Source organism: Marinobacter litoralis (assembly GCF_016427555.1).
GTDB lineage: Bacteria > Pseudomonadota > Gammaproteobacteria > Pseudomonadales > Oleiphilaceae > Marinobacter > Marinobacter litoralis_A.
This window is the reverse complement of sequence record NZ_JAELVS010000001.1, coordinates 1,366,585-1,390,479: the sequence shown is the minus strand read 5'-3', so window position 1 is coordinate 1,390,479 and position 23,895 is coordinate 1,366,585. Positions and strand designations below refer to the sequence as shown.

Annotated in this window: 19 protein-coding genes and 1 pseudogene; 9 read left to right on the top strand and 11 right to left on the bottom strand. The window is 55.6% G+C overall.

Annotated features, from left to right (window positions below):
- Positions 1-5 precede the first annotated feature (5 nt).
- Together JAO79_RS06480 and JAO79_RS06475 are read right to left on the bottom strand one after the other, a co-directional pair.
- Entirely contained in the window at positions 6-1,211 is a 1,206-nt protein-coding gene (locus tag JAO79_RS06480; protein ID WP_199006326.1) for a hypothetical protein, read from the bottom strand.
- A gap of 18 nt (positions 1,212-1,229) precedes the next feature.
- On the bottom strand, positions 1,230-2,069 hold the full coding sequence (locus JAO79_RS06475) for a 23S rRNA (adenine(2030)-N(6))-methyltransferase RlmJ (protein ID WP_199006325.1): 840 nt from the start codon (positions 2,067-2,069) through the stop codon (positions 1,230-1,232).
- Positions 2,070-2,245: 176 nt separating this feature from the next.
- Between JAO79_RS06475 and JAO79_RS06470 the strand changes: the two genes are divergently transcribed.
- The 6 genes and pseudogenes from JAO79_RS06470 to JAO79_RS06445 all read left to right on the top strand — a co-directional run bounded on the left by JAO79_RS06470 (position 2,246) and on the right by JAO79_RS06445 (position 9,527).
- A complete protein-coding gene (locus JAO79_RS06470; RefSeq protein WP_199006323.1) occupies positions 2,246-3,538 on the top strand; it encodes an imelysin family protein in 1,293 nt (430 codons plus the stop codon).
- Between the two features lie 6 nt (positions 3,539-3,544).
- Positions 3,545-4,948 carry a di-heme oxidoredictase family protein gene (locus JAO79_RS06465; RefSeq protein ID WP_199006321.1) on the top strand — a complete coding sequence of 468 codons (1,404 nt, stop codon included), beginning with the start codon at positions 3,545-3,547 and terminating at the stop codon, positions 4,946-4,948.
- Positions 4,949-4,957: 9 nt separating this feature from the next.
- Complete coding sequence (locus tag JAO79_RS06460) at positions 4,958-6,001, top strand: imelysin family protein (protein ID WP_199006320.1); 1,044 nt, start codon at positions 4,958-4,960, stop codon at positions 5,999-6,001.
- 10 nt (positions 6,002-6,011) lie between these two features.
- Positions 6,012-7,103, top strand: a complete 1,092-nt coding sequence (locus tag JAO79_RS06455; RefSeq protein WP_199006318.1) for a DUF1513 domain-containing protein — start codon at positions 6,012-6,014, stop codon at positions 7,101-7,103.
- Between the two features lie 84 nt (positions 7,104-7,187).
- Positions 7,188-8,501, top strand: a complete 1,314-nt coding sequence (locus JAO79_RS06450; RefSeq protein WP_199006317.1) for an MFS transporter — start codon at positions 7,188-7,190, stop codon at positions 8,499-8,501.
- Between the two features lie 105 nt (positions 8,502-8,606).
- Positions 8,607-9,527: pseudogene (locus JAO79_RS06445) on the top strand (transposase).
- 161 nt (positions 9,528-9,688) lie between these two features.
- Here JAO79_RS06445 and JAO79_RS16550 read toward each other — a convergent pair.
- The 6 genes from JAO79_RS16550 to JAO79_RS06415 form a co-directional block, all read right to left on the bottom strand.
- Positions 9,689-11,218: a thrombospondin type 3 repeat-containing protein gene (locus JAO79_RS16550; RefSeq protein ID WP_199006316.1), complete on the bottom strand. Its 1,530-nt coding sequence runs from the start codon at positions 11,216-11,218 to the stop codon at positions 9,689-9,691.
- Positions 11,219-11,220: 2 nt separating this feature from the next.
- Complete coding sequence (locus JAO79_RS06435; RefSeq protein WP_199006314.1) at positions 11,221-12,297, bottom strand: OmpA family protein; 1,077 nt, start codon at positions 12,295-12,297, stop codon at positions 11,221-11,223.
- A gap of 392 nt (positions 12,298-12,689) precedes the next feature.
- Positions 12,690-13,052 carry a DUF4870 family protein gene (locus tag JAO79_RS06430; RefSeq protein ID WP_199006312.1) on the bottom strand — a complete coding sequence of 121 codons (363 nt, stop codon included), beginning with the start codon at positions 13,050-13,052 and terminating at the stop codon, positions 12,690-12,692.
- A gap of 106 nt (positions 13,053-13,158) precedes the next feature.
- Entirely contained in the window at positions 13,159-15,198 is a 2,040-nt protein-coding gene (locus tag JAO79_RS06425; protein WP_199006311.1) for a PhoX family protein, read from the bottom strand.
- Positions 15,199-15,376: 178 nt separating this feature from the next.
- Positions 15,377-15,670 (bottom strand): hypothetical protein, encoded by a 294-nt coding sequence (locus tag JAO79_RS06420; RefSeq protein WP_199006309.1) that lies wholly within the window; start codon positions 15,668-15,670, stop codon positions 15,377-15,379.
- Between the two features lie 78 nt (positions 15,671-15,748).
- Positions 15,749-16,000: a hypothetical protein gene (locus JAO79_RS06415; protein WP_199006307.1), complete on the bottom strand. Its 252-nt coding sequence runs from the start codon at positions 15,998-16,000 to the stop codon at positions 15,749-15,751.
- A gap of 166 nt (positions 16,001-16,166) precedes the next feature.
- On the opposite strand from JAO79_RS06415, the gene JAO79_RS06410 reads away from it, so the two are divergent.
- Positions 16,167-17,405 carry an alkane 1-monooxygenase gene (locus tag JAO79_RS06410; RefSeq protein WP_199006305.1) on the top strand — a complete coding sequence of 413 codons (1,239 nt, stop codon included), beginning with the start codon at positions 16,167-16,169 and terminating at the stop codon, positions 17,403-17,405.
- 43 nt (positions 17,406-17,448) lie between these two features.
- Here the strand turns inward: JAO79_RS06410 and JAO79_RS06405 are convergent, their stop codons facing one another.
- Complete coding sequence (locus JAO79_RS06405; RefSeq protein ID WP_199006303.1) at positions 17,449-18,228, bottom strand: crotonase/enoyl-CoA hydratase family protein; 780 nt, start codon at positions 18,226-18,228, stop codon at positions 17,449-17,451.
- A gap of 174 nt (positions 18,229-18,402) precedes the next feature.
- The gene (locus JAO79_RS06400; RefSeq protein ID WP_199006301.1) at positions 18,403-20,205 is read right to left on the bottom strand and encodes an acyl-CoA dehydrogenase; all 1,803 of its coding nucleotides are present in this window, start codon (positions 20,203-20,205) and stop codon (positions 18,403-18,405) included.
- A 270-nt stretch (positions 20,206-20,475) separates the two neighbouring features.
- Between JAO79_RS06400 and JAO79_RS16490 the strand changes: the two genes are divergently transcribed.
- Positions 20,476-21,468: a GlxA family transcriptional regulator gene (locus JAO79_RS16490; RefSeq protein WP_199006300.1), complete on the top strand. Its 993-nt coding sequence runs from the start codon at positions 20,476-20,478 to the stop codon at positions 21,466-21,468.
- 87 nt (positions 21,469-21,555) lie between these two features.
- Positions 21,556-21,741, top strand: coding sequence for a hypothetical protein (locus JAO79_RS06390; RefSeq protein WP_199006659.1), 186 nt, complete (start codon positions 21,556-21,558; stop codon positions 21,739-21,741).
- A 63-nt stretch (positions 21,742-21,804) separates the two neighbouring features.
- Here the strand turns inward: JAO79_RS06390 and JAO79_RS06385 are convergent, their stop codons facing one another.
- On the bottom strand, positions 21,805-23,859 hold the full coding sequence (locus tag JAO79_RS06385) for an NADPH-dependent 2,4-dienoyl-CoA reductase (RefSeq protein WP_199006298.1): 2,055 nt from the start codon (positions 23,857-23,859) through the stop codon (positions 21,805-21,807).
- Positions 23,860-23,895 lie beyond the last annotated feature (36 nt).

The following is a 23,895-nucleotide window of genomic DNA, read 5'->3' as shown; positions in this document are numbered from 1 at the left end:
TGCTCCTAGAATCCGTCTACCGAGAATCCGCGTGCCTGCAAATATTTGCGGACCGCCGGGTATCCCAACGGGGTGGGCCGATACGCCCTCGTGTTTTCATCCTGCACCACCAGCTCTGCCCGAAGAAACCGGGACAACAGTAATTTAAGCTCAACGGGGGCAATGCCTGTCACCCGCTCAAGGGAGTCAAGGGTTAAACTGCTGTGCAACATGATCGCGTGCAACACTATACCCGCCTGCTGGCCAGACCCCTGAGGCACGCCCGGCAGACTTAACTGGTCAAACGGTACTACCCAGCACTCAGCGGTTTTGCTGGTGCCATCGTCATCCTGTTCGGCATCTTCTTCCGGTTTGGCGCGCAACGCTCGTTGCCAAATTGCGTGCGCAACGCCCCGGTTTCCTCTGGCTGCGTTGGCGAGATCCTGCGCAAAACAACTGTATTTTTCTTTGGATTCGTCGGTCTTGGGTGGCAACACATAGTAACCGTCGTTGGTCATCCGCGCCGTCATTGACCGGCCGTTGCCACCACGGGCCAAAAAATCCAGCCAGCCGGTGAGACGTTCCGAATCCAACGGCGCCAAGGTTAAGGGCCCAACGTGAATCTCTGGCCAATACCTGATCCAGAATTGCCAGCACCAACTCGAACACGCCACGATACCGCGGCCTGCACTATCCTGTGCAATGCGGGCGAAGAACGACTTCAACAGCTGCAACCCCGACCGGTGGCGCAACCAGAAGCTGGCAAGCTCGGGCAGCACCCAGTCATCCTCGCCTAGCTGCTCGTCCCACCAATGATCGGCCTCTTGCTCGCTCATCAATAAGTTATCCGGCGCTTCGATGACACGGGCCGGCAAGGTCAACAGTGCCTCCGATACCCCCGAAAACGGCGGCGCGACGATAAAACTCACCTGACGATTGTGCAAACCTTGTTGGCTCAGCGCTCCAAGCTCTTTCAGGATCGCCGATGCCAAAACTGAGGCATCCGGTTCGGGCGCATATCGCTTCAGCTTATTCGCTGGCAAGGAAGGCAAGTCATCCAGGCTTTCGAACGCTTCGCTTTCAGGTGTGAGCCCCGAACGCAATTGTTCCAGTATGTCCTTGAACCCCGCACGCAGTGATTTGTGCACCGATATATCGGGCGTACTCCACTGATCGAGTGGAATCAAACCACCGGGCAGGCAAGCGTGCTCACTATCCGTTTCCGTCGCCAAAAAACCTCTCCCTTCTTTCTACTCGGGGACCAGCCAGGAAAGACTGGCCGACATTCCTAGTCTAGCTTCGCCTTCAAGCTCCGCCAGCATATCGCTGAGGCGCTGATCAAAGCCCCAGGGCGGATTGACCACCAACATGCCCGAACCCACCATTCCCCTTTCGGGCGGTTGATCGAGCATCACTTCGCTGCGCAGCACTTTACGAACGCCACTGCTTTCCACGCCTGCAATCAATTGTTGCTGAAGACCGCTGGTCAATATGGGATACCAGATCAGATACACGCCGTGGCGGCATTTCTTCCAAGCTTGGCCCAAGGTCTTCGCGACCTGAGCGTATTCATCTTTTACTTCATAGGACGGATCAATCAAGGTCAGTAATCTGGGCTGGGCAGGAGGCAAACACTTTAACAGTCCTTTCAGTCCGTCTTGATTCACAACGCGAACACCGCTCTTGTCAGCCCAATTCTCCAGATGCCGGCCTTCGCTGGGGTGCAACTCGAACGCGGTGACCGAATCCCCGGGCCGGCCAAAATTCGCCAACCAGGCCGGCGAACCGGGGTACAGCGACAAGGTTTCCGAGCCTTGGTTCAAGCTGCCCAGCAACTCAACCAGAGGTTGCCAGTCTGGCGATGTCAGCTGTCCTCGTATCGACCACAAGCGGTGGATACCGGCATCCGCTTCGGCGGTCTTTCTGGAACGTTCGCTGGTCAAATCGTACAGCGCACTGCCGGCGTGCGTGTCGAAACAAGCAATAGCCGTTTTCTTGGCTTGCATCATGGTCAACGCCAAGGTCAATGCCGCATGCTTTTGAACATCTGCAAAGTTTCCAGCGTGGAAGGCGTGAAGGTAACTCAACATATCGGGCTCCTGATTTCAGCCGTCCATTAAGCCGCAGTCATCGGTGACAAACAACACCAACGGTCGCTCTTCGCAGCATCAGCAAAATTTTCTTGCGTCAAAGTGATCAGGCACCTCATAATGCAAACGCTAATACTTCCTATTACCAACCACGTCTACGTTACACGGAGTTCTTCATGACCGCTTTGTTCCGCCCGGCTCCACTGGCCATCACCATTGCCGCCACGCTTTCCACCGGTTGCGCCTTCACGAATACTGCAGCCCAGCCTGAACCGGTCACCAAAGCCTCTGTGGTTACTCATTATGCAGATGTGGCACACGCTAATTACCAGGATGCCCTGATCACCGCTAAAGCGTTGGATAAAGCCACCGACCAACTGATCGCCAACCCCACCGAAGCGAATCTGCAAGCGGCCAAAGAAGCCTGGCTAGCTGCCCGGGTGCCCTACCAGCAAACGGAAGTTTTCCGCTTCGGCAACACCGTGGTAGATGACTGGGAAGGTCAGTTGAACGCCTGGCCGCTGGATGAAGGCCTGATCGATTACGTCAAAGCCGACGATTACCAGTACGAACTGGGTAACGCGGGTGCCACGGCCAACATCATTGGCAACACTCGCGTGAACGTGGGCGGAGAAACTCTGGATACCACGGTATTAACGCCGGAACTGCTCGCCAACCTGAACGAAATTGGCGGTTCCGAAGCCAACGTGGCCACGGGCTACCACGCGGTGGAATTCCTGCTATGGGGCCAGGACCAGCATGGCTTCGAGCAAGGTGCCGGTGAACGTCCGGTTACCGATTACGCAACAGGTTCTGATTGCACCAACGGCAACTGTGAGCGCCGCGGTGAATACCTGGACGCGGTAACAGATCTGCTGGTTACCGACCTTGAGTGGATGGTGGCGCAATGGGCTCCGGGTAACGAAAACAACTACCGCAGTGAGCTGACAAACGGCGATGTGAACGAAGCGGTTCAGAAAATGCTGTTTGGCATGGGCTCTTTGTCTCTGGGTGAACTGGCGGGCGAGCGTATGAAAGTGGCTCTGGAAGCCAATTCTTACGAAGACGAGCACGATTGCTTCAGCGACAATACTCACAACTCCCATTACTACAACGGTCAGGGCATTCAGAACGTTTATACCGGCACCTACCGCCGGGTAGATGGCAGTTTGGTCAGTGGCCCGTCGCTGTCAGATCTGGTCGAAGCCAACAATCCTGAACTGGACGCCCGCCTGAACGCTCAGCTGGATGCGTCCATGAAGGCCTTGGGGCAGCTAAAGGCACACGCTGAAAGCAGCGACAACCCAATGGCTTTTGATACTATGATCGCTCCGGGCAACACCGAGGGTGCACAAATCGTCAACAATGCGATCATGGCACTTGTTGAACAGACCGGTTCCATTGAACAAGCCGCACGCCAGCTTGGCATTGAAGCCTTGTCCCCTGACGATGCCGGCCACGCATTCTGAGGCACGATGAAACACGTACTGATCTGGGGAGCGCTGGCCATGGCCAGCGTTCCCGTTTTTGCCGCCAGCCACGCTGGCTACCCGATACAAACCACTCCGAACACCGGTGGTGAAGGCACAGTTCAGCAAGCCGACACCAATGCCTACTCGCTGCCCCAAGCCAACTTGTCGATGACCAAACGGCTGGATTTCAGCGTGGGTAACAGCTTCTTCCGGAACCCCTGGGTTGAAGCCCCCGCCAGCACCGATGCCCGCGACGGTCTTGGGCCACTGTTCAACACCAATTCCTGCCAGGGTTGTCACATCAAAGATGGCCGCGGCCATTCACCGGGTGTAGACGAGCCACCCGTATCACTGTTCCTTCGATTGGCGGTACCTGCCGACCCTCTGAAAGACGCAGACATTCTGCGCACACAGGGATTCAAACCGGCTCCCGTTTACGGTGCTCAGCTCCAGACCGCTGCTCTGCCAGCGGCCAAACCCGAAGCCAGCTTACGCATCGAGTGGCAATCGGTCACCGAGACCTTTCCCGATGGCCATCAGGTTTCTTTGCGAAAACCGGTGTATCACATCGATACCCCCAATTACGGCCCACTGCCGGAAGATCTGTTGATCTCTCCCCGCGTGGCACCGCAAATGATCGGTATGGGCTTACTGGAAGCGATTCCGGTCAGCGATCTCGAGGCCTTGGCCGATCCGAATGACAAAGACAAAGATGGCGTTTCCGGCAAACTGAATCAGGTTTGGGATTTGGCAACCCTCCAGACCGTGCCGGGCCGTTTCGGCTGGAAGTCTGCTGAGCCGAATGTGCATCAACAGAGCATGGGCGCATTCGCCGGCGACATGGGGCTGACCTCCAGCATCAAACCTGCCACCGACTGCACGCCCGAACAAAAGTGCGAGCAATTCGCCGATGGCGGTGCACCGGAAGTCACCGACAAAATCGCCGGTTTTGTGACCTTCTACGCCAAGAGCCTGGCTGTTCCGGCCCGACGCAATCTGGATCAGGAAACCGTTCAGCAAGGCGCCAAGCGTTTTAACAAAATTGGCTGTGCGGCTTGCCACACGCCAAAACACACCACGGGCCAGGTCGCCGACCGCCCCGACCTCAGTAATCAGACGATCTGGCCTTATACCGATCTGTTGTTACACGACATGGGGCCAGCACTGGCAGACGGGCGTGACGAATTTCTGGCCGACGGTAACGAATGGCGCACACCGCCTCTATGGGGCACGGGACTGGCGAACGTGGTGAATCCACAAGCAGGCTTCTTGCACGACGGCCGTGCCCGCACACCGGAAGAAGCCATTCTTTGGCACGGAGGCGAAGCACAAGCCGCAGCGGATCGATACCGCCAACTGTCAGCCGCTGACCGACAAGCGCTGATCGATTTCCTCAATTCGCTTTAAGGAGTTGCCATGCAGCCCATCATTCGAGCCTTCTGCGCTTCAACCCTCGCCGTTGCCGCCTCTCTCAGTTTCGCGGATGCACCGATGGATGGGCCACAAAATACGCGTGCAGGCTGGCACGCAGCAATTCAATCAGGTTATGACTTGCTCGCCGAGGAAACCACGCAGCTTGCCGAGCACGCCAGCAGTTACTGCACAGCACCCGACGAACAGCTCAGGGCGCAGCTCGAGCAACACTGGCGCGATGCCTTTATGGCTTGGCAGCAGGTGCGCTTTGTCGATTTCGGGCCGGTAGAAAACAACAATCTGGCCTGGCAATTTCAATTCTGGCCAGACCCGAAAAATCTGGTTGCCCGCAAAGCCGGCTACCTGACGAATTCGGACCAGCCCATTACCGCTGACCTTATTGAACAATCCGGCGTGGCGGTTCAGGGTTTTCCGATGCTGGAATACCTGCTGTTCGATGAGGCTTTATCTAACAGTAAAAACGCGCTGCCCGCTCCGCACAGCTGCGCGCTTTTGACCACCGTTACCCGACATATTGCTGAAAACAGTAAACAGCTCAGCGACGACTGGCACAGCTTCAAAACGCCCTACCTCAACACCGAGGCCTATCAGGTTTCCACCCTCAAGTCGGCCATGGCCGCACTGGAGATTCTTGAGGAGAAGCGTTTAGCAAAACCCATGGGGCTGCGCGGCAACGGCAAACGCAACCCTTACATCACCGATGCCTGGCGCAGTGGCACCAGTGCGTTATCCGTGGAAGCCACCCTACGCGGGCTGCAGCAACATTTTCTACCTGAATTTCTGAAACTGCTGGAACAAAAGGGTGAAGCACCATTGGCCCAGCGAATCCAGCGACAGTTTGAAGCGGCACTGGATAACTTTCCGGGAGCGGACCGCCCGATGGCCACGCTGCTGTCCGACGACAACGCATTTCGTACCCTGCAAGGGTTGTACGTTGACGTTTCTCAGCTCACGACACTGTTCAACGACCAAGCCGCCGTTGCTTTGGGTGTAGTTCGGGGCTTCAATTCCAGCGACGGTGACTAAAGAGCCTTCCATGATGGACAGACGCCAACTCCTGAAAGCCGCGCTTGCCGGCAGTGCCGCATTAAGCCTGGGTGGCTGTACGCTATTGCCGCGAAAGTCCGGGTTCAACCCAGAACTGTATTCGGCAGCGGTGGGTAAACCCGATGGAACCTTTGGCGTTAGCGCCTTCGACCTGAGCGGCCAGCCGCTTTGGGTGTCCCCCGTGGCTACCCGTTGTCATAGCGGCTGCACACGCCCTGTGAATAACCAATTGGTGTTCTTCGAACGTCGGCCGGGATGGAGCTTCTATGTGTTGGATGCCTCTACCGGAAAGCGCCTTCACCATATTGATGCCGCTGAAGGCGAACACTTTGTCGGCCACGGCGTGTTCTCCCCGGATGGGCGCTGGTTGTATGCCACCGCCAGCCGGTACGAGCCCGGCGAAGGGATCATCGCGGTCTACGATGCCGAACAAAATTACCAACGGGTAAACACCTTCGAGCTGGCTGGTATCGGCCCGCACCAGATTACCCTGCACCCTGACGGTGAAACCCTCGCCATCGCCTTGGGCGGCATTCTCACTCACCCGGATTATGACCGGCTCAAGCTCAATCTCGACACCATGGCACCGGCCCTGATTCTGATGAACCGTCGCTCCGGAGAGATTGTTGGCCGCCTGAACCCGAGCCACCATCAGCAGAGCCTTAGGCATTTGGACGTTCATCCCTCCGGCAAAGTCTATGTCGCCTACCAACACCAAGGCCCAAGACACGAAATGCCAGCCTTGCTTGCCCGAATGGAAAACAACCGATTGCGGGAAATCCGTTTTGACGATGAAACCCAAGCGGGCCTCGCCAACTACATAGCCAGCGTGATCGCCCATCCTGAGAACGATCTGGTCGCGGCCGCCTCTCCAGTCGGTGGCACAGCCGTGGTTTTTCAAGGCAGTACCGGAAAGCTGCTGGCAAAAGCCTCGATTCCTGATTGTTCGGGTGTGCAGGCCCTGGCTGGCGGTGACTTCCTGATCTCCTCGGGCCAAGGCAAGCTGGTTAGAATTGGCGCACAGCAGCCAGCTGTGGACATTGCCCAGCTGCCGCTGTATTGGGATCATCATTTGGTGTAGTCAGCCGCCACAGCACGAACCCACCCTTAAGCAACTTCCCGGCTCCTGCTATGCTTGGCGAAACCCTTCGCCGGAGTAGCCACCTTGTCCGAAAAATCTTCCTATTCAATTGATCAGTTATACAGCCTGATCGCCAACGAAGAAGATGCCCGTGTTTGTAAAGACATCCCCGCCGAAGCCTGCCGGGAAGTACCGCGCAACTTTTTCCTGATCCTGTTCAGTAACGTACTGACCAAGCTGGGTGACCTGTTAATCAGCCCGAAAACGGTTCTGGCCTGGCTGATGAGCGCGGTCGGTGCTCCGGCACTGGTGGCCTGGCTGGTGCCCATTCGTGAATCCGGTTCGATGGTGCCGCAAATGGTGATCGGGGCCTGGGTTAGGCGCAAGGCCGTGCGTAAATGGTTCTGGACGCTGGGCAGTTTCGGGCAGGCCGTGAGTGTTATGGCCATGGCGGCCAGTGTCTGGTTTCTTGAGGGCTACGCCGCAGGTGGCGGCATTGTTGCCGCTCTCATCGTATTCTCTTTATCCCGAGGCTTTTGCTCCGTCTCCATGAAAGATGTGCAGGGCAAATGCATCCCCAAAACCCGCAGGGGCCGACTGTCGGGCCTGGCCAGCACACTGGGCGGCACGGCAACCGTAATTCTGACCGCGCTGCTATTCTGGGACCGGGGCGACCCGACCATTGGTTTTTACACACTGCTATTATTGCTTGCCGCCAGCATGTGGATCATCGCCGGTTTTCTGTTCGCCGGGGTAGAAGAATACGCGGGCGAAACCGATGGCGGCGGCAACGCGTTGGCGGAAGCATTCAAAAGCCTGTCTTTGTTGCGCACCGACACCTTGTTCCGAAACTTCGTGATTACCCGGGCCTTGCTGCTGTGCTCTGCCCTGGCCTCGCCCTACTTCGTGGTGCTGGCTCAAAAAGAATCAGACATCGGCTGGATGCTCGGGGTGTTCCTGCTTGCCAGCAGCCTGGCCAGCTCTCTCAGTGCCAGCTTCTGGGGCTGGGCGGCCGACACCTCCAGCCGCCGCGTGATGATCCGTGGTGCAGCCATGGCCAGCGGTATATGCGTTGCTGTGGGTTGTCTGGCGCTGGTGTTCGGCCCCGGCTTCGGTGGTGCCTGGTTTTACCCGATTGCGTTTTTCATTCTCAGTATTGCTCACGCGGGTGTTCGCCTTGGCCGTAAAACCTATCTGGTGGATATGGCCGGCGGCAACAAACGCACCGATTACACCTCGGTCAGCAACACCGTGATCGGCATTTTGCTATTGGCAACCGGTGGGCTCACGGCGGCAATCTCGCTGATCTCCAATGTCGCGGTGATTATCGTGCTGGGCTTGATGGGGTTTGCGGGCATGATCAGCGCGATGCGGCTGGATGAGGTGACAGAGGGCTGAGTCCGAGTGTCCAACAAACAACAAAAAGGCCGGCAAATTGAGGCTGTGTGAAAACAGCCTCCGAAGCTGGCAAAATAACCGCGACATGGCTCGCGGTTATTTTTTATGAGGCATCTTGAAGGCACCCCTCGAAGCCAGGCGCTGTTACTCCCACCCAGCGTTGAAGATTATGTCCCCGAAGATCACCCGGTTCGCGTCATTGATGCGTTTGTGGATTCACTGAATTTGTCAGAGATGGGGGTCAGGAAAGCTCAGACGGCCCATACCGGCCGCCGCCCTTACCATCCCGGCGATTTGCTCAAGCTTTATATTACGCCTACCTCAACCAGACCAGCAGTACCCGACGGCTGGAAAAAGAATGTCATCGCAACCTGGAAGTGCTCTGGCTGATGAAGCAGCTAGCACCGGATTTCAAGACCATTGCGGACTTCCGTAAAGATAACGGTGACGCGGTCAAGAAGGTGTGCCGGCAGTTCATTGTGTTCTGCAAACAGGCAGGACTGGTCAGCGGCCAGTTGGTGGCGATTGATGGCAGCAAGTTCAAAGCGGCCGCTGATCGTTCACCACGACCTGACACAGGCAGATAGCGATAACCAGCTACTGAAACCGATCGCCCAAGAGACCCATGATGTACTGGAGGGCGGACTAGAAACCCTCGTTGCCGATGCCGGCTACTCCAACGGTCAGCAGATCAAAGAGCTTCAGTCTTCTGGGTACGATGTGGCAGTGCCATCGAACCGAGCGGTCAACAATCAGGGAAACGGCGAGTACTTCCAGAAACGTGACTTCACCTATTTGCCCGAAGAGGACGCTTACCTCTGCCCTGCTGTAGAGCGGATGATCCGTCGAATGGCTACCGTTGAGCCGACCTTCGCTACACTCAAGAGAATGCTGAATAAAGGGAGATTTACCTGCTGGGGTCTGAGTTCTGCCAGTAGTGAATACAGTCTGGGGGTGCTGAGTTACAACCTGATGCGGGCGATCAACGTGCTGGGCGTAAAGGGTATGCTGGCAAGGCTGGCTTGAGGCACTTAGGCCTCTTTATTGCCTATAAATATAGGCTGACTGAAAGCAAAAATGCCCCGGACGATGTCCGAGGCATTTTGTGGGCCTGCTCAGAAGCTATGTAAATCGTGTTTTTACACAGCCTCAAATTGCCGGCCTTTTTTGCGTGATTCAGGCTGCCCTTAAGGTACCTGAACCTCGGTTTTGGACGCGCACACGGCGTGTACGTTGAATTCATCCAACAATGACAGCAGCTGGAACCCGCCACTGACCACTTCCACCGAATCAAAGCGCTTGGAAGTCTGGAACACCAGGAAACCAACCTCATCGCCGCCCAAAAGACCCGAGATGCCTAGCAGATCCAGCTCATAACCTACCTGGCCATCGGATTCTTCCTGAATTTCACCATCCAACAGGGTTCGTACTTTCAAACCACCGTTGGTCAGCAGGCCCAATTGAACCAATTGAGGAGCTTCTGCAATCGACACACCAATCACGTTTTGGCCAGGGTAGGCAAAACCGGAGGTGGCCGCTACGCGGAGGCTAACGTTCGAAAGACCAAGCAAGTTGGTGTTCTGAATGGTCGCAAAATTGGCGAGGTCATCATCAATCACATTGCCTTCATTGCTAACGTTGCACAGCAGGCCACCCAAAGCAGGTAACAAGCAAGCGGACTCGTCTACGGAAGCCACCGCAGCAATCTGGCTGTCGCTAGCCAACATCGGCGTGAACTGTTCTCCAACACCGCACGCAAACTCGATGTTATTGACTCGATCACACGCGTCACCCACGCCGTCACCGTCGGTGTCGGTCTGATTACCTACGCCGTCAACGCCTGCTTGATCTGCACCGTTAGGCACGTATGGACAGTTGTCCGGATCAATCAGCTTAGGACTGAAGTTACCGGCTATTTCGATTTTATCATCGACACCGTCGCCATCCATATCCACATCACAGGCATCGCCAGTGCCATCAGAATCGGTATCTTCCTGGTTCGGATTGGACACCGTCGGGCAATTGTCGCCAGTAACCACACCGTCTCCATCTTCGTCCTTGTCGGCAGAACACGCATCACCTACGCCGTCGCCATTCGTATCTTCCTGACCCGCATTCGCTTCCAGTGGGCAGTTATCGCCACCGTTAGCCGGATCGATCACCGAAAACTGGCCGGTAGCCTCATCCAGGGCTTTATCGGGCACCCCATCTCCGTCTGCATCGGTATCACAGGCATCACCAACACCATTACTGTCACGGTCAGCCTGAGACGCATTGGCGATCAACGGACAGTTATCGGCGCCCGTATCGGTGTAGCTGCCATCGTCATTTTTTACCTTGTCGTCAACACCGTCGCCATCGGAATCGATATCGCAGGCATCGCCGAATAAATCACGATCTGTGTTCAGCTGGTCCGGGTTCGGAATCAACGGGCAGTTATCCACACCATTGAGAACGCCGTCACCATCAATATCGTCCTGATTGGAGGTTTCGCCGTCACAGGCGTCATCAATACCGTCCGCATCAGCATCCACGCCGTCGTTGCCGGCATTCGGGCAAGAATCTTCGTTGTCTGGAATACCGTCACCGTCCGAATCAACCTGCTCGGTACCATTTGCACTTGTGCCGGAGCCAGAGCTATCTGCCTCACAGCCTGCCAACGACAGCAACGCTGTCAGCAACAGGATCAAAGGGAAATTCAGGTTACTCAACTTCATGATCAAACACCCTCCCCGGCCGTCACCGAGATCACATTAAATTCAACGCGGCGGTTACGTTCACGACCTTCCTCAGTGTCGTTACTGCGTATCGGATTGGCCTCACCATAGCCGTTGGCCGTTAGCTGCTCAGGAGCAACGCCCAGATCCAATAGATAATTGCGAACTGCGTTCGCACGTTCTTTCGATAGCTTTCGATTGTAGGCTGCGGAACCCTGGCTATCGGTGTAACCGGCCAGTTCCACTTTCAGATCCGGCTGGCCTTTTAACGCGTCAGCCGTGCTGATCAGAATGTCCCGGGCATTCGCAGTCAGGCGATCCGAGTTAAACTCGAAAGTAACGCCTTGCAGTACCACCGTTTGGGCTTGAGTGGTTTCGACACAACCAACCGCGTTTACTTCCAGACCTTCCAGCGTGTTCGGGCACTGGTCAACACCATCAACCACGCCGTCGCTGTCTGAGTCTGCCAGGCTTTTCTCAACCACGACGGGCTTCTCGATGACCACCGTTTTCTCAACAATGCGGGTGCGCGTGGCGCCAATCGGAACGGTCAAGCCTAGACTAAAATGCAGATCTGAGTAGTTTTCTTCGAAGGCATCCCAGAGATATCGAGCTTCAGCTCGCATACGCAAGCCCGTTGCCGTAAAGGACGAGGTAATGAACCCCAGGGCAGCGTTCGCGTAGCCATCAAACTCACTGGCGCTGTTGTTAAATACATCGTTTCGGGAAACCCCCACACCAAGAGAAGCATAAGGGCTGAAGGTCTCTGCACCAAACAAACGGTAGTTTATATCAGCACCTGCACCCTGCTGGTAATGGTCGGTGGCACCGTCAATTCCTGTTTCTATAGTCGCCATAAAAAACTGGGGTTCAAACCACCAGTGCTTGCTCAGGCGATGACTATACATGCCGCGAACCGCTGTACCGTATTCATCGGTGCGGTCGCTGTCCGGATCGATGTAACTACCAAGAATGGACACCTCGCTTTCATGCTGAACGGGCTGCGCGTACACCGCATGAGGTGTCGACGCGATGAAGACCCCTACTGCGGCCCCTGCTAACAAATCCTTTCGTACCATTCAAACGCTCCCTAGTGCTTGTTGACTGTTGTGAACATTAGTTTTCAACCTTGAACGGCGGTCATATTAGGCCATTCCCAAACCTCGGCCTTTGACCCAAACGGTTATTACCTGCGTCAGATGCGCCACTAGCAGACGATCCGAACCAAAACCGAGACACGAACCTCAAAATAAAACCTTTTTATTACATTAAGATAACCTGAAGTCAGCATAGACATAGCTCGCGAAGCCATCCAAACATCGATCATTACATTTCTGTTAGACAATACTTCATTACGACATTTGGAGGCGGCCGTTTATAGAAGGCAGCGATGAACGAACTTCGCCCCAAATGTTGAGGCGGAGTCGAGAAAAGAAGGGAAGCGGGGAGCTACAAATCAAACAGCAAAAGTTTACACGGTTTTCCGGTCGTTCAGTGCCAACGCGCCTTTGACAATTTTATAGATGACCCAGATGGACGTGCCCAGCAAGATGAACCACCCAATAATCAATGGCGTGGTAACGATGCCAATCACCGTCCACAGCAGACCAATCCAGAAGGTTCGGATTTGCCACCGAAAATGGCTTTCAATCCAGGTGCCACGAACATCGTCCAGTTTGACGTAATTGACGATGACCCCCACCAAGCCGGTGATGCCGCCAAGAAAGAAAGACAACGCCTGAAGGATGTATACGACAACTGCCAGGTTACGTGCTGAATCCTTAGCGGGTTGTTGAGGTTCGTCGTTGCGGGGTATGTATTCCGATTCGGCCAAGATCGCGGCTCCTAGAAGTGGTTTTTCCCAAGTCTAGCATAGCGGGCTTGCTCGCTTGCAAAGCCCGCCAGGTTCCAGCCGCGCCGCTAACCTTACGTTGGCGGGATCAACTTCCGATCACCCCGCCGTCGTCGCGGGTTACGATCACCGTGGCATCCCGCGGTCTTGGATCCTTGGCATCCGGCCAATTGGCTGCGGGGTGCTGGATATTCACGAACATCGTGGCCATGTCGGGGGTTCCGGTGACACCGGTTACTTCGCAACCTTGAGGCCCTACGAAGAAGCGTTTGATTTCACGGGTTTCCGGGTTGGCAGCCAGCATCATGTTGTTCTGATACGGCGCTTCATCCCGACCGTCTGTCTGGATCCACAAGCGGCCGTTGTAATCGAACCACAAACCGTCCGGGCTGTTGAAGATGTTGTCGTCGTTCAACGTGACAACCTCCTCGCCATCAACCACCGTTTTGGTGCCTTGCTCGCCGGCAAACACGAAAATGTCCCAATCAAAGCGGGTGGCTGCGTGGTCATTCTCCGCTTCCTTCCAACGAATGATGTGACCATTTTGGTTATTGGCAATCGGGTTGGCAGCGTCGGTTTGTTCTTCGGTGCGTTTGGAGTTATTGGTCAGCGTGAAATACACCTCGCCCGAATTCGGGTCTACGGCACCCCACTCTGGCCGGTCCATCGGCGTGGCACCGGCAATATCCGCCGCCAAACGGGTGTTCAGCAGTACATCTGCCTGATTCTCAAAACCATCGAACGCAATGGTGCCGACAGTGGTGCCCTTGGCAGCGGTGACCTTAGCGGCAAAATCGGCATCACTCAGATCAAGCGGCAGCCATTCACCGGAGCCATCGTCGTTAAAACGCGCCACGTACAGGGTGCCTTCATCCAACAAATATCCACCTGCCGTCGCCGCGTAGTATGGCTTGGACGAGACAAACTTGTAGATATACTCGAACCGGGAATCGTCACCGGAATAGCACACCACCGGCTGCCCTTCCTTAACCGGCGCAAAGATCACGCCTTCATGACCGAAACGCCCGAGAGCCGTGCGTTTCTGAGGCGCGCTTTCCGGTGTAAAGGGATCAATTTCAACCATGTAACCGAAGGTATTGGCCTCGTTGCGATAATCATCGGTTGCCGTGACTGCCTTGGGCGTTACATCAAAGCGCACATAGGCATCGGCACCGTTATCCGCCAGCTCCCAGTCGTAGCGGGAGGTTCCGTCCACGCCGTGGCGCACCTGCTCGCGCGGGCGTTCGCCCGGCGTTTTATTGGCAAAGTAGCCGTGCCAGTTTTCTTCCGCTGCCAGGTAGGTGCCCCAAGGCGTTGGTCCCATCGAGCAGTTGTTCAGAGTTCCCCGAGTGCGCTCGGCACCGGGGCTGAATTTCGTCGCCAACTTTGGATAGCCTCGCAGCGGGCCTCGTATTTCCATTTCAGTGCCGCCGGTAACGCGCCGGTTGAACGGGCTGCCAAATACAATATCCCACGTACCGTTTTCGTCTTGCTTGATGTGGACCACTGACACACCGTGCGCGGCAATTTCCTTACGGACTTCATCGGCAGGGCGCACACCGCCATTGCTGGCCGCTTTTGTGGCTCCATTTGCATGCAAAGCCGTCTGGTTGATGTACTCATGGTTCATCACCAGCAATCCTTCGGCGGAACTGTTGCCCCCGGCTTTCAAATCAATGGGAAAGAAATGCACGCCATCATGGTGCATGCCCATTTGCTGTTCTTGTTCTGCACCGGTATTGGAGCCATCCGCTTTGTAGGCCGGGTAGCTACCGGTAATCGGAGTGCCCCATGGCAGGAACGCCTTCGTGGTGTAACCTTCCGGAACAATCACGTGATTGGCATTCGACACGGGCACCGCGTTGAAGCCGATAGAAAGATCGGGCGTGTCAGTACCCGGGCCACCGGTGCCTTCAGGTGCAGACGACGAATCATCATCACTGTTTCCACAGCCCGCAAGCCCAACACCCACCAAGCTGGCCAGCGCAGCGCCTACCGACCCTTTCAAGACCGCGCGGCGCTGCATTCGTGTCGTCAACACCTGATCGAAAGGACGGTTGCCGGCGTGATTCACCACCGGTTCGTAGTCAGGGTCCAGATAATTGGAATCAAGATCGTGCTTAGCCATACTTTCTCTCTCTTGAATTATTGAGCCATCCGGCGTTGTCGAGAGATCAGTGTCCTTATTCAGTATGACAGGCTTGCCTCGATTTCGTGTCAGTTTGGTGACCGCTGGAAGACAATATGCAGCAGACACAAAAAAGGCGCCTTCACGGCGCCTATCGCAAACTGCTTATACAACAGACTTATTTGGCAACGTCGTCTGCAGCTTCTTCCATTGCATCGCTGGTGTCGTCAGCGGCTTCTTCCATTTTGTCGCCGGCTTCTTCAAAGCCTTCCTGAATTTCGCCCAGAGCGCTCTCGTCTGTACCGGTCGCTTCTTCCATACCCTCTTCCGCAGAATCGGCGGCATCGTCCATCATTTCCGCAGCGTTTTCGCCGGCCTGCTCGAAATCAGCGCCTTCATCACTTTCGGAACTGCAAGCTGCAAGGCCAAGCGTCATCAGGAGCGCCAGTGCACTTAGTGTAAGCTTGTTCATAACATTTCCTTCTGTTGGTACATGACTGTAGTGTTTCTAGCGTAGAGCCCCAGCCATTTGAGCGCAATTACCGCAGAATTACTGTTTCGTTAACTCCTGGCCGTCGATCAGCAGCACCCGTTCAACACCGAGCACTTTTCCGGTGCCCAATACCAAAAAGTCGTGACCCGCCCGACTTAGAATGTCGTGCAACACTTCGTGCACCACCACCATTTGTCCCGACGGATCCTGATACACAATTTCCGCCTGCCGCTTTGTTCTTATGTACTCTCGTATCCACTCCTGAGCACTCCAGGAAATTACCGCCCGAGCGGGATTTGTAGCACTCATTTCGACCTGTCCTTGTTGTTTTTATTATCCGAAGAATGGACCACCGTTGCGCTTTAAGCCAATTTGCCGAACTTATCATTACAGGCCATAATACTCGCACCTTGTTGTATTGCCATATTGTCCGACATAAATTAAATCAAACAACGAACAAGAGGGAGCGCCAGCTATGAATGCAAAAGTTCAATCATCTCCAGACTCATCTGCCCGTCCGGCCGGTAAAGACTGGAAAGATCCTAAGCGGTATTTGTGGTTACTTGGCCCCGCACTGCCCGGCATTGGTGTGGCCGCATTGGGCGCGTATGCCATTGCTCCGAAAAAGCTGAAAGCACTGGCGTGGACAGGGCCGATTTTGATTCACGGCGTTATTCCGGCCCTCGACCGAGCAGTAGGCGTGGATAAAAGCAACCCGCCCGAAGACGCCGTGAAAACGCTGGAACACGACAAGTATTACGACCGAATCGTTAAAGCGTTTATTCCCACCCAATACGTTCTGACTTTTATGGGTGCCTGGTTGGCCAGCCGAAAAAACGTTCCACTTGAAGACAAAATCGGGTTAACCCTGTCGGTGGGAGCCATCAATGGCATCGGGATCAACACGGCTCACGAACTGGGCCACAAATCAAACAAGCTAAACAAGCTGATGGCGATGGCGGCCCTGGCACCTACCGGTTACACCCATTTTGTGGTTGAACACAATTTTGGCCATCACAAACGAGTCGCCACACCGGAGGATCCCGCCAGCAGCAAGATGGGCGAAAGTTTCTGGAAGTTTCTACCGCGCACGGTGGTAGGTGGCCTGAAGTCGGCGGTCAAGATCGAGAAGGCGCGTTTGGCTCGTAAGGGTAAGAGTTTCTGGAGCCTGGACAACGAGCTGCTACAGGGATGGGCCATGAGCGCAGGATTCTTTGGTGCCACCACGCTGATTTGCGGCCCGCGGGCGATTCCGTTCCTGGCTGGGCAAGCTGTCTATGGCGCCAGTTTGCTTGAGAGCGTGAATTACATTGAGCACTATGGCTTGCTGCGCCAGAAGAATGAGAATGGCAAGTACGAAAGAACCAAGCCGGAACATAGTTGGAACAGCAACAATATCGTGACCAATTTGTTCCTGTACCAATTGCAGCGTCATTCTGACCATCACGCGCATCCAAGCCGGAGCTTCCAGGCATTGCGCCACTTTGAGGACGCGCCCCAGTTGCCTAGCGGATACGCGTCAATGCTGTTGCCGGCGTATTTCCCGAAGTGGTGGTCGGAGATGATGGATAAGCGGGTGATTGATCACTACGAGGGTGATTTGTCGAAGATAAACTGGGACCCGGACCGCAAGGCGGAGCTTATGGCCAAGTATGCGGATTACGCCGCTGAAGTGGCTGCGGCCGCCAAAGCCCCTAAGTCTGACGCCGCCTGATCCTTGAGCTGGTTCCGGCAAGTAACCGGAACCAGCTTTACTCTTACTTTCCTTTGAATACAGCTTCCCTTCTTTCCAGAAACGATTGGATGCCTTCTTTGACGTCTTCACTGGCCATCACCGGACCAAGGTCGGGAAACAAACGTTGTTTAGCGGCCTCCTGGCCTTCGCTAACGGCGATCTTGGACGATTTCAAACTACCCTGAACGCCCAGTGGTGCGGCTTTAGCGATCTTTTCGGCAATTTCCAGAGCCTTATTCAGCTGCTCGCCGGGCTCGACCAGCTCTTGAATCAAACCCCATTCATAGGCCTGCTCAGCCGTCCATTCATCGCCCGTTAGCAAGTAACGCTGAGCATTGCCCCAGCCGATTTCCCGCTGCAGTCGAATGGTGGCACCGCCGCACGCAAAGATGCCGCGCTGCACTTCAAGCTGGGCAAAGCGTGTGCCTTTGGCGGCGACGCGGATGTCGGTGTTGAGCATCATTTCCACACCGCAGGTAAAACAAATGCCTTGGGCCGCGAAGACCACAGGCTTGGTGAGTCCTTCGCCCGTGATATGAAATGGATCCAGCTCCCCTTCAGCGGTTTCAATACCCTTGCCATTGGCGAAGACTTCCGCCCAGTCGTCCAGCTGCAGGCCGCTGGTAAAGTGATCACCTTCGGCGTACATCACCGCCACGCGCAGTTCCGGGTCGTTTTGCAGCTGGTGATAGGCGGCAGCAATTTCGTGATACATGGCCCGGTTCATGGCGTTCATTTTTTCCGGGCGGTTCAGTCCGATCAGCAGGATGTGATTTTTCTTCTCAACATTAACCAGAGCCATTTCGCTTTCCTTTCCTGTTCTCCTGTCAGCAGGCTATGCCCATGTATGGGCGCAATCGGGTGGGATCGCTTTCAGGGACCGTCTGTGGCCATGGATGGCCACAGTCGAGCGCACATGGATGTGCTTGTAGCGTGTCCCTGAAAGCGATCCCAGCCAATTGTGCCTACTCCTAAATCAGAACCAATCAGCTTTCATGTTCAAACAGGTATCATCCTGATTTCGGAGCAATACCAAGTCCTGTGCCACGGTAGGCAATTCCCAGTGGAAGAAGTACTGGGCAGCCTGCAACTTGCCTTGGTAGAAGTTGCGTTCGCTATCACTGTTCGCGGAAGCCAACGCATTGGCAGCGGCATTGGCCTGACGCAGCCACATCCAGGCAACCACAATATGCCCGAACAGGTGCAAGTAGCAGTTGGCGTTGGCCAGGGTTTTATCCACTTCGCCACCCATCAGGGATTTACCCAGGCTCTGGGTCACTTTCACCGCTTGCTGCAAGGTTTCACTCAGTGACAACGCCCACTGTTGGCAACGGTCGGTGGTAGCAGCTTGCAGGTCGGCCTGCATTTCCTGCATCAACAACTGCAATCCGTGGCTTTGATCTTGCCAGATCTTCCTACCCAGAAGATCCAGTGCCTGAATGCCGTTAGTGCCTTCGTGAATCGGGTTCAAGCGGTTGTCGCGCCAGCATTGCTCCACCGGATATTCACGGGTGTAGCCTGCGCCGCCGTATACTTGAATGGCCAAATCGTTTGCTTTAGGGCCATATTCTGAAGGCCAGGCTTTGATCACCGGAGTCAGCAGGTCCAACAATTTTCCGGCTTCAGCACGCTTTTGTTCATCCGGATGGGTGTGTTGTTCGTCCATCAAGCGGGCACCGTAAAGGCACAACGCCAAGCCGCCTTCACTATAGGCTTTCTGGGCCAGCAGCATACGGCGCACGTCGGCGTGGTCGATGATCGGTACTTGCGGGCTTTCCGGGTTTTTCTCGCTGGCTTTTCGGCCCTGCAAACGGTCTTTGGCGTATTCAAGGCTGTGCATGTAGCCACGATAACCAATGACCGCCGCACCCATGCCTACGCCAATGCGGGCTTCGTTCATCATCTGGAACATGTACTTCAGGCCTTGGTGGGGTTCACCCACCAGATAGCCGTGGCACGGCGCGTCGTCGCCGAAGCTCAATGCGGTACTGGTAGTGCCCCGGTAGCCGAGCTTGTGGATCAGGCCGGCCAGGCTCACGCCATTGCGCTCGCCCGGGTTGCCGTTTTCGTCCACATGGAATTTGGGCACGACAAACAAGGAGATGCCTTTCACGCCGGCCGGTGCGCCTTTGATTTTGGCCAGCACCATGTGAACGATGTTTTCGGTGATGCTTTGTTCGCCGCCGGAGATGTAAATTTTGGCGCCTTTGATCAGGTAGTGGCCGTCGTCGGTGGGCGTGGCGGAGGTGCGGATGTCTGCCAGGCTGGAGCCGGCATGGGGCTCGGTCAGGGCCATGGTGCCGCTAAACCGGCCATTGAGCATGTTCGGCAGGATGGTGGCTTTTTGCTGTTCGTTGCCAAACACGCGGATCAGGTTGGCCGCTGCCGTGGTCAGGAAGGGGTAGCCTGCGGTGCCGGGGTTGGCAGCGGTGAAGAAGCCGTTGCAGGCGGCCATGACCGATTCCGGCAATTGCATGCCGCCCAGTTCGTAATCGTAGCGCCCGGCGAGAAAGCCGGCTTCGGCGTAGGCGTCGAAGGCTTCTTTCACTTCGGGGAGCATTTCAACCTGGCCGTTGACGAATTTCGGTTCGTCTTTGTCGGCGGCGCTGTTGTGGTTGGCAAACTTTTCTTTTGCCATTTTGTCAGCGGTTTCGATGACGGCGTCGAAGGTTTCTTTGCTATGTTCGCTGAAGCGCTCGCGCTTGGTCAGGGCTTCGGTGTCCATGACTTCGTAGAGCTGGAATGCCAGGTCGCGGCGGTCGATCAGGGTATCGGTCATTCGTGTTCTCCTGTTGATTGGCTATAGCCTCTCACAACCGTTACGGTTGTTGGAATTGTCGTTTCTGACTTATTCTTGGTTAAAACCGCCATTACCTTACTATGCTGCCGGGAACTTCTGCGGGAGAGGGCTTCCGAGAGACGCCGTGAATACATCCCTGTAGGCTTCTGCGCAGCTTCCCTGCTGCGCACACTCTCGGAAGCCCTCTCCCGCAGCAGCTCCCTACTTTTGAGATGGGTGGCCTAGTTTTGTTTATCAGGGGTTATCTTTGTGAAAACGGTCACGATTATTGGTTTTAACGGAGCGCTTGCCAGCGCAATTACTGGGGTTATTGATCTGTTCCGAATGGCCGGTGTGACCTGGGCGCGGGTTCATGGCGAACCGCCACAGCCGTATTTTCGCACCCGCCTTTTAACCGAAACCGGTGAAGCCTGCCGGTGCATCAATGGCCTAAGCATTGGTGCTGATGGCTCTTGGCGAGATGTTGCCGCGGTGGATTCAAACGATCTGGTGATCATTCCCACCATCGGCGCGCCGATTGATCAGGTGCTGGCCGATAATCCTAAGTTGCTCACATGGCTTTCGCAGTTCCGGTCGGTCAACGACGATCAGGTGCGCATCGCCAGTAACTGCACCGGGGCTTTTTTGTTAGCCGAAGCCGGGGTGCTGAATGGACGGCAAGCAACGACGCACTGGGGGTTCAGCAACCAGTTTCGCCAGCGCTTTCCGGAGGTGGATTTACAACCGGACCGGCTGGTTACGGTGGATGGCCACGTGGCCTGTGCCGGGGGCGGGATGGCGTGGTGGGATCTTGGCGTGTATCTGGTGGAGCGCCATGCCGGCGCTCAAGTGGCGCGAGAATTGGCGAAGGCGTTTGTGATTGACGCTGGGCGTTCAAGCCAGGCCCCTTACAGTGCGCTTCAGGCACGGCGTTACCATTCCGATGCGGATATTCTGAAGGTTCAGGAGTGGTTAGACACCCATTACAGCGATCCGGTGACGCTGTCATCTTTGGCCTCGTTGAGCGGGCTGACAGAACGTTCGTTAATTCGTCGCTTTAAGGCCGCGACGGGGGACAGCCCCACCGGCTATTTACAGGTTTTACGTATCGAATCGGCCCGGCAGCATCTGGAAAACTCTCGACTGACGGTTGAGGAGGTCACGCGCTTGGTGGGTTACGAGGATGTGAGTTCGTTTAGCCGTTTATTCAGAAAGCATACCGGACTATCGCCCGGGGCCTATCGCGCCCGGTTTGGGCGGTAATGATTTGCCGCTTATTTCTGGCCCAGGTTATGCAGCAATCTTCGTGTAAGGCCTGTTTTAGGCTGCTAGTGTAAGGAATCCCGACAGATGTACGAAGGGGAAGACGCCGTGAACAGAATACTAAGGCAAAGCCAGTCCGAGGTTCTAAACCGGCTCTACGAGATGAAGTGCAAGCAAATCAAGCACGCTCGCGAGCGAGGGCAAAGCTTACACAGTCAGGTGCTGGAAGCCGAGGCCGAGGCCATTTCGAACGCATTGAAAGCCGTTCGGTAGGGCCCCACCCCACAGTGCCCAAAAGTGACCACTACAGTCACTTTTGGGCAAGGAATACCAGCGTCAGAGTGCAGCGGCCACTTCGGTACCTTGGCGAATCGCTCGCTTGGCATCCAGTTCTTCAGCCACATCCGCACCACCAATCAGGTGTGCTTTCACCCCGGCCCCTTCAAGCTGATCGTATAACTCACGGAAGGACTCCTGACCGGCACACAAGATCACGTTATCGACCGGCAGCACTTTCTTATCGATTTCATTGCCATCTTTATCTGACAAAGTGATGTGCAGGCCTTCGTCATCGATGCGGTCGTAGCTGCACCCTTTCAGCATTTCTACGTCACGGTGCTTCAGGCTGCTGCGATGCACCCAGCCGGAGGTTTTACCCAAGCCACCGCCCACTTTGCTGGTCTTGCGCTGCATCAGGTAAATCTTGCGTGGTGTCGGGGTTGCTTTGCGTTCGGCCAAACCACCGGGACCGTCAAATTCAGGGTGTACACCCCACTCTGCCTGCCAATCAGTGACTTTCGCTTGCTCGCCTTCGGGCTGGCGTTCAAAGTCGTGGGTCAGGAACTCGCTGACATCAAAACCGATACCGCCTGCGCCGATCACAGCCACGGTGTTTCCAACCGGTTTGTTGTGGCGCAATACATCCAGGTATCCGAGTACTTTCGGATGATCCACACCTTCGATCTTCGGGGTCCGGGGTTTTACTCCGGTGGCAATGATCACGTCGTCAAAGCCTTGAGCTTTCAAGGATTCGGCATCCACCCGGGTGTTGAGCTGCAGATCAATTTCCAGCAGTTCGATCTGGCGCTGGAAGTAACGCAGGGTTTCGTAGAACTCTTCCTTGCCGGGAATACGCTTGGCGTAGTTGAACTGACCACCAATCTTGTCGTCAGCTTCGAACAACGTCACTTTGTGACCGCGTTTGGCTGCGGTTGTGGCGGCCGCCAGGCCCGCAGGTCCCGCTCCGACTACCGCAACATTGCGCACCACCGGTGCAACCGTCAGTACCAGTTCCGTTTCGAAACACGCGCGCGGGTTCACCAAACAAGACGCTCGCTTGGCCTGGAATACGTGGTCCAGACAAGCCTGGTTACAGGCAATGCAGGTATTGATCTCGTCACTGCGATCTTGTTCGGCCTTGCGCACGAACTCGCTGTCGGCCAACAACGGCCGCGCCATAGACACCATATCCGCTTTGCCGTCTGCGATAATCTCTTCGCCTTTTTCAGGCGTGTTGATGCGGTTGGTGGTGCACACCGGAATATCGACTTCGTCGTAGAACTTGGCGGTTACATCCGCAAACCCGCCGCGGGGCACGGAGGTCACGATGGTGGGCACGCGGGCTTCGTGCCAGCCAATGCCGGTATTAATGATGGTCGCGCCGGCTTTCTCAATGGCTTTACCCAAGGTCACAATCTGATCCCAGGTTTGGCCGCCTTCCACCAGATCCAGCATCGACAAGCGGTAAATGATGATGAACTCGGGGCCGACCGCTTCGCGCATACGGCGAACAATCTCAACCGGCACACGCATGCGGTTTTCGTAGGGTCCGCCCCACTTATCCGTGCGTTTGTTGGTACGTTCACACAGGAATTGGTTGATGAAATAGCCTTCGGAGCCCATCACCTCAACGCCATCGTAGCCGGCAAACTTGGCCAGCTTGGCCGCATTCACGAAGTCGTTGATGTGGCGATCAACCCCTTTGGTGGACAATGCGCGAGCTTTGAAAGGGCTGATCGGCGCTTTGGTAGCCGAAGCTGAAACAATCAAAGGCTGGTAGCCGTAACGGCCTGCGTGCAGCAACTGCATACAGATCTTGCCGCCGGCTTCATGCACAGCACCCGTCACGTGGCGGTGCAGCAGCGCCGTGGCACGGTTATTCATGGTGGATGCCAGCGGTGCCAACTGACCGGCCAGGTTGGGTGAGAATCCGCCTGTAACCATCAGGCCTACCCCGCCTTCTGCACGCTCGGCAAAATAGCGGGCCAGTTTGTGAATATTCCAGAACCGGTCTTCCAGACCCGTGTGCATGGAACCCATCAATACGCGGTTCTTCAGCTCGGTAAAACCAAGATCCAGCGGTTTCAGAAGGTTAGGATACGGAGTGCTCATGGTTCTCTCTCAATGATTATTTTTGCGCAGTATACA

Coding starts and splice junctions, on each gene's coding strand:
- JAO79_RS06410 (WP_199006305.1), top strand. CDS start 16,167: ATGAATGCAAAAGTTCAATCATCTCCAGACTCATCTGCCCGTCCGGCC.
- JAO79_RS06415 (WP_199006307.1), bottom strand. CDS start 16,000: ATGAGTGCTACAAATCCCGCTCGGGCGGTAATTTCCTGGAGTGCTCAG.
- JAO79_RS06385 (WP_199006298.1), bottom strand. CDS start 23,859: ATGAGCACTCCGTATCCTAACCTTCTGAAACCGCTGGATCTTGGTTTT.
- JAO79_RS06435 (WP_199006314.1), bottom strand. CDS start 12,297: ATGGTACGAAAGGATTTGTTAGCAGGGGCCGCAGTAGGGGTCTTCATC.
- JAO79_RS06405 (WP_199006303.1), bottom strand. CDS start 18,228: ATGGCTCTGGTTAATGTTGAGAAGAAAAATCACATCCTGCTGATCGGA.
- JAO79_RS06390 (WP_199006659.1), top strand. CDS start 21,556: ATGTACGAAGGGGAAGACGCCGTGAACAGAATACTAAGGCAAAGCCAG.
- JAO79_RS06475 (WP_199006325.1), bottom strand. CDS start 2,069: ATGTTGAGTTACCTTCACGCCTTCCACGCTGGAAACTTTGCAGATGTT.
- JAO79_RS16550 (WP_199006316.1), bottom strand. CDS start 11,218: ATGAAGTTGAGTAACCTGAATTTCCCTTTGATCCTGTTGCTGACAGCG.
- JAO79_RS06425 (WP_199006311.1), bottom strand. CDS start 15,198: ATGGCTAAGCACGATCTTGATTCCAATTATCTGGACCCTGACTACGAA.
- JAO79_RS06400 (WP_199006301.1), bottom strand. CDS start 20,205: ATGACCGATACCCTGATCGACCGCCGCGACCTGGCATTCCAGCTCTAC.
- JAO79_RS06465 (WP_199006321.1), top strand. CDS start 3,545: ATGAAACACGTACTGATCTGGGGAGCGCTGGCCATGGCCAGCGTTCCC.
- JAO79_RS06420 (WP_199006309.1), bottom strand. CDS start 15,670: ATGAACAAGCTTACACTAAGTGCACTGGCGCTCCTGATGACGCTTGGC.
- JAO79_RS06455 (WP_199006318.1), top strand. CDS start 6,012: ATGATGGACAGACGCCAACTCCTGAAAGCCGCGCTTGCCGGCAGTGCC.
- JAO79_RS06460 (WP_199006320.1), top strand. CDS start 4,958: ATGCAGCCCATCATTCGAGCCTTCTGCGCTTCAACCCTCGCCGTTGCC.
- JAO79_RS06470 (WP_199006323.1), top strand. CDS start 2,246: ATGACCGCTTTGTTCCGCCCGGCTCCACTGGCCATCACCATTGCCGCC.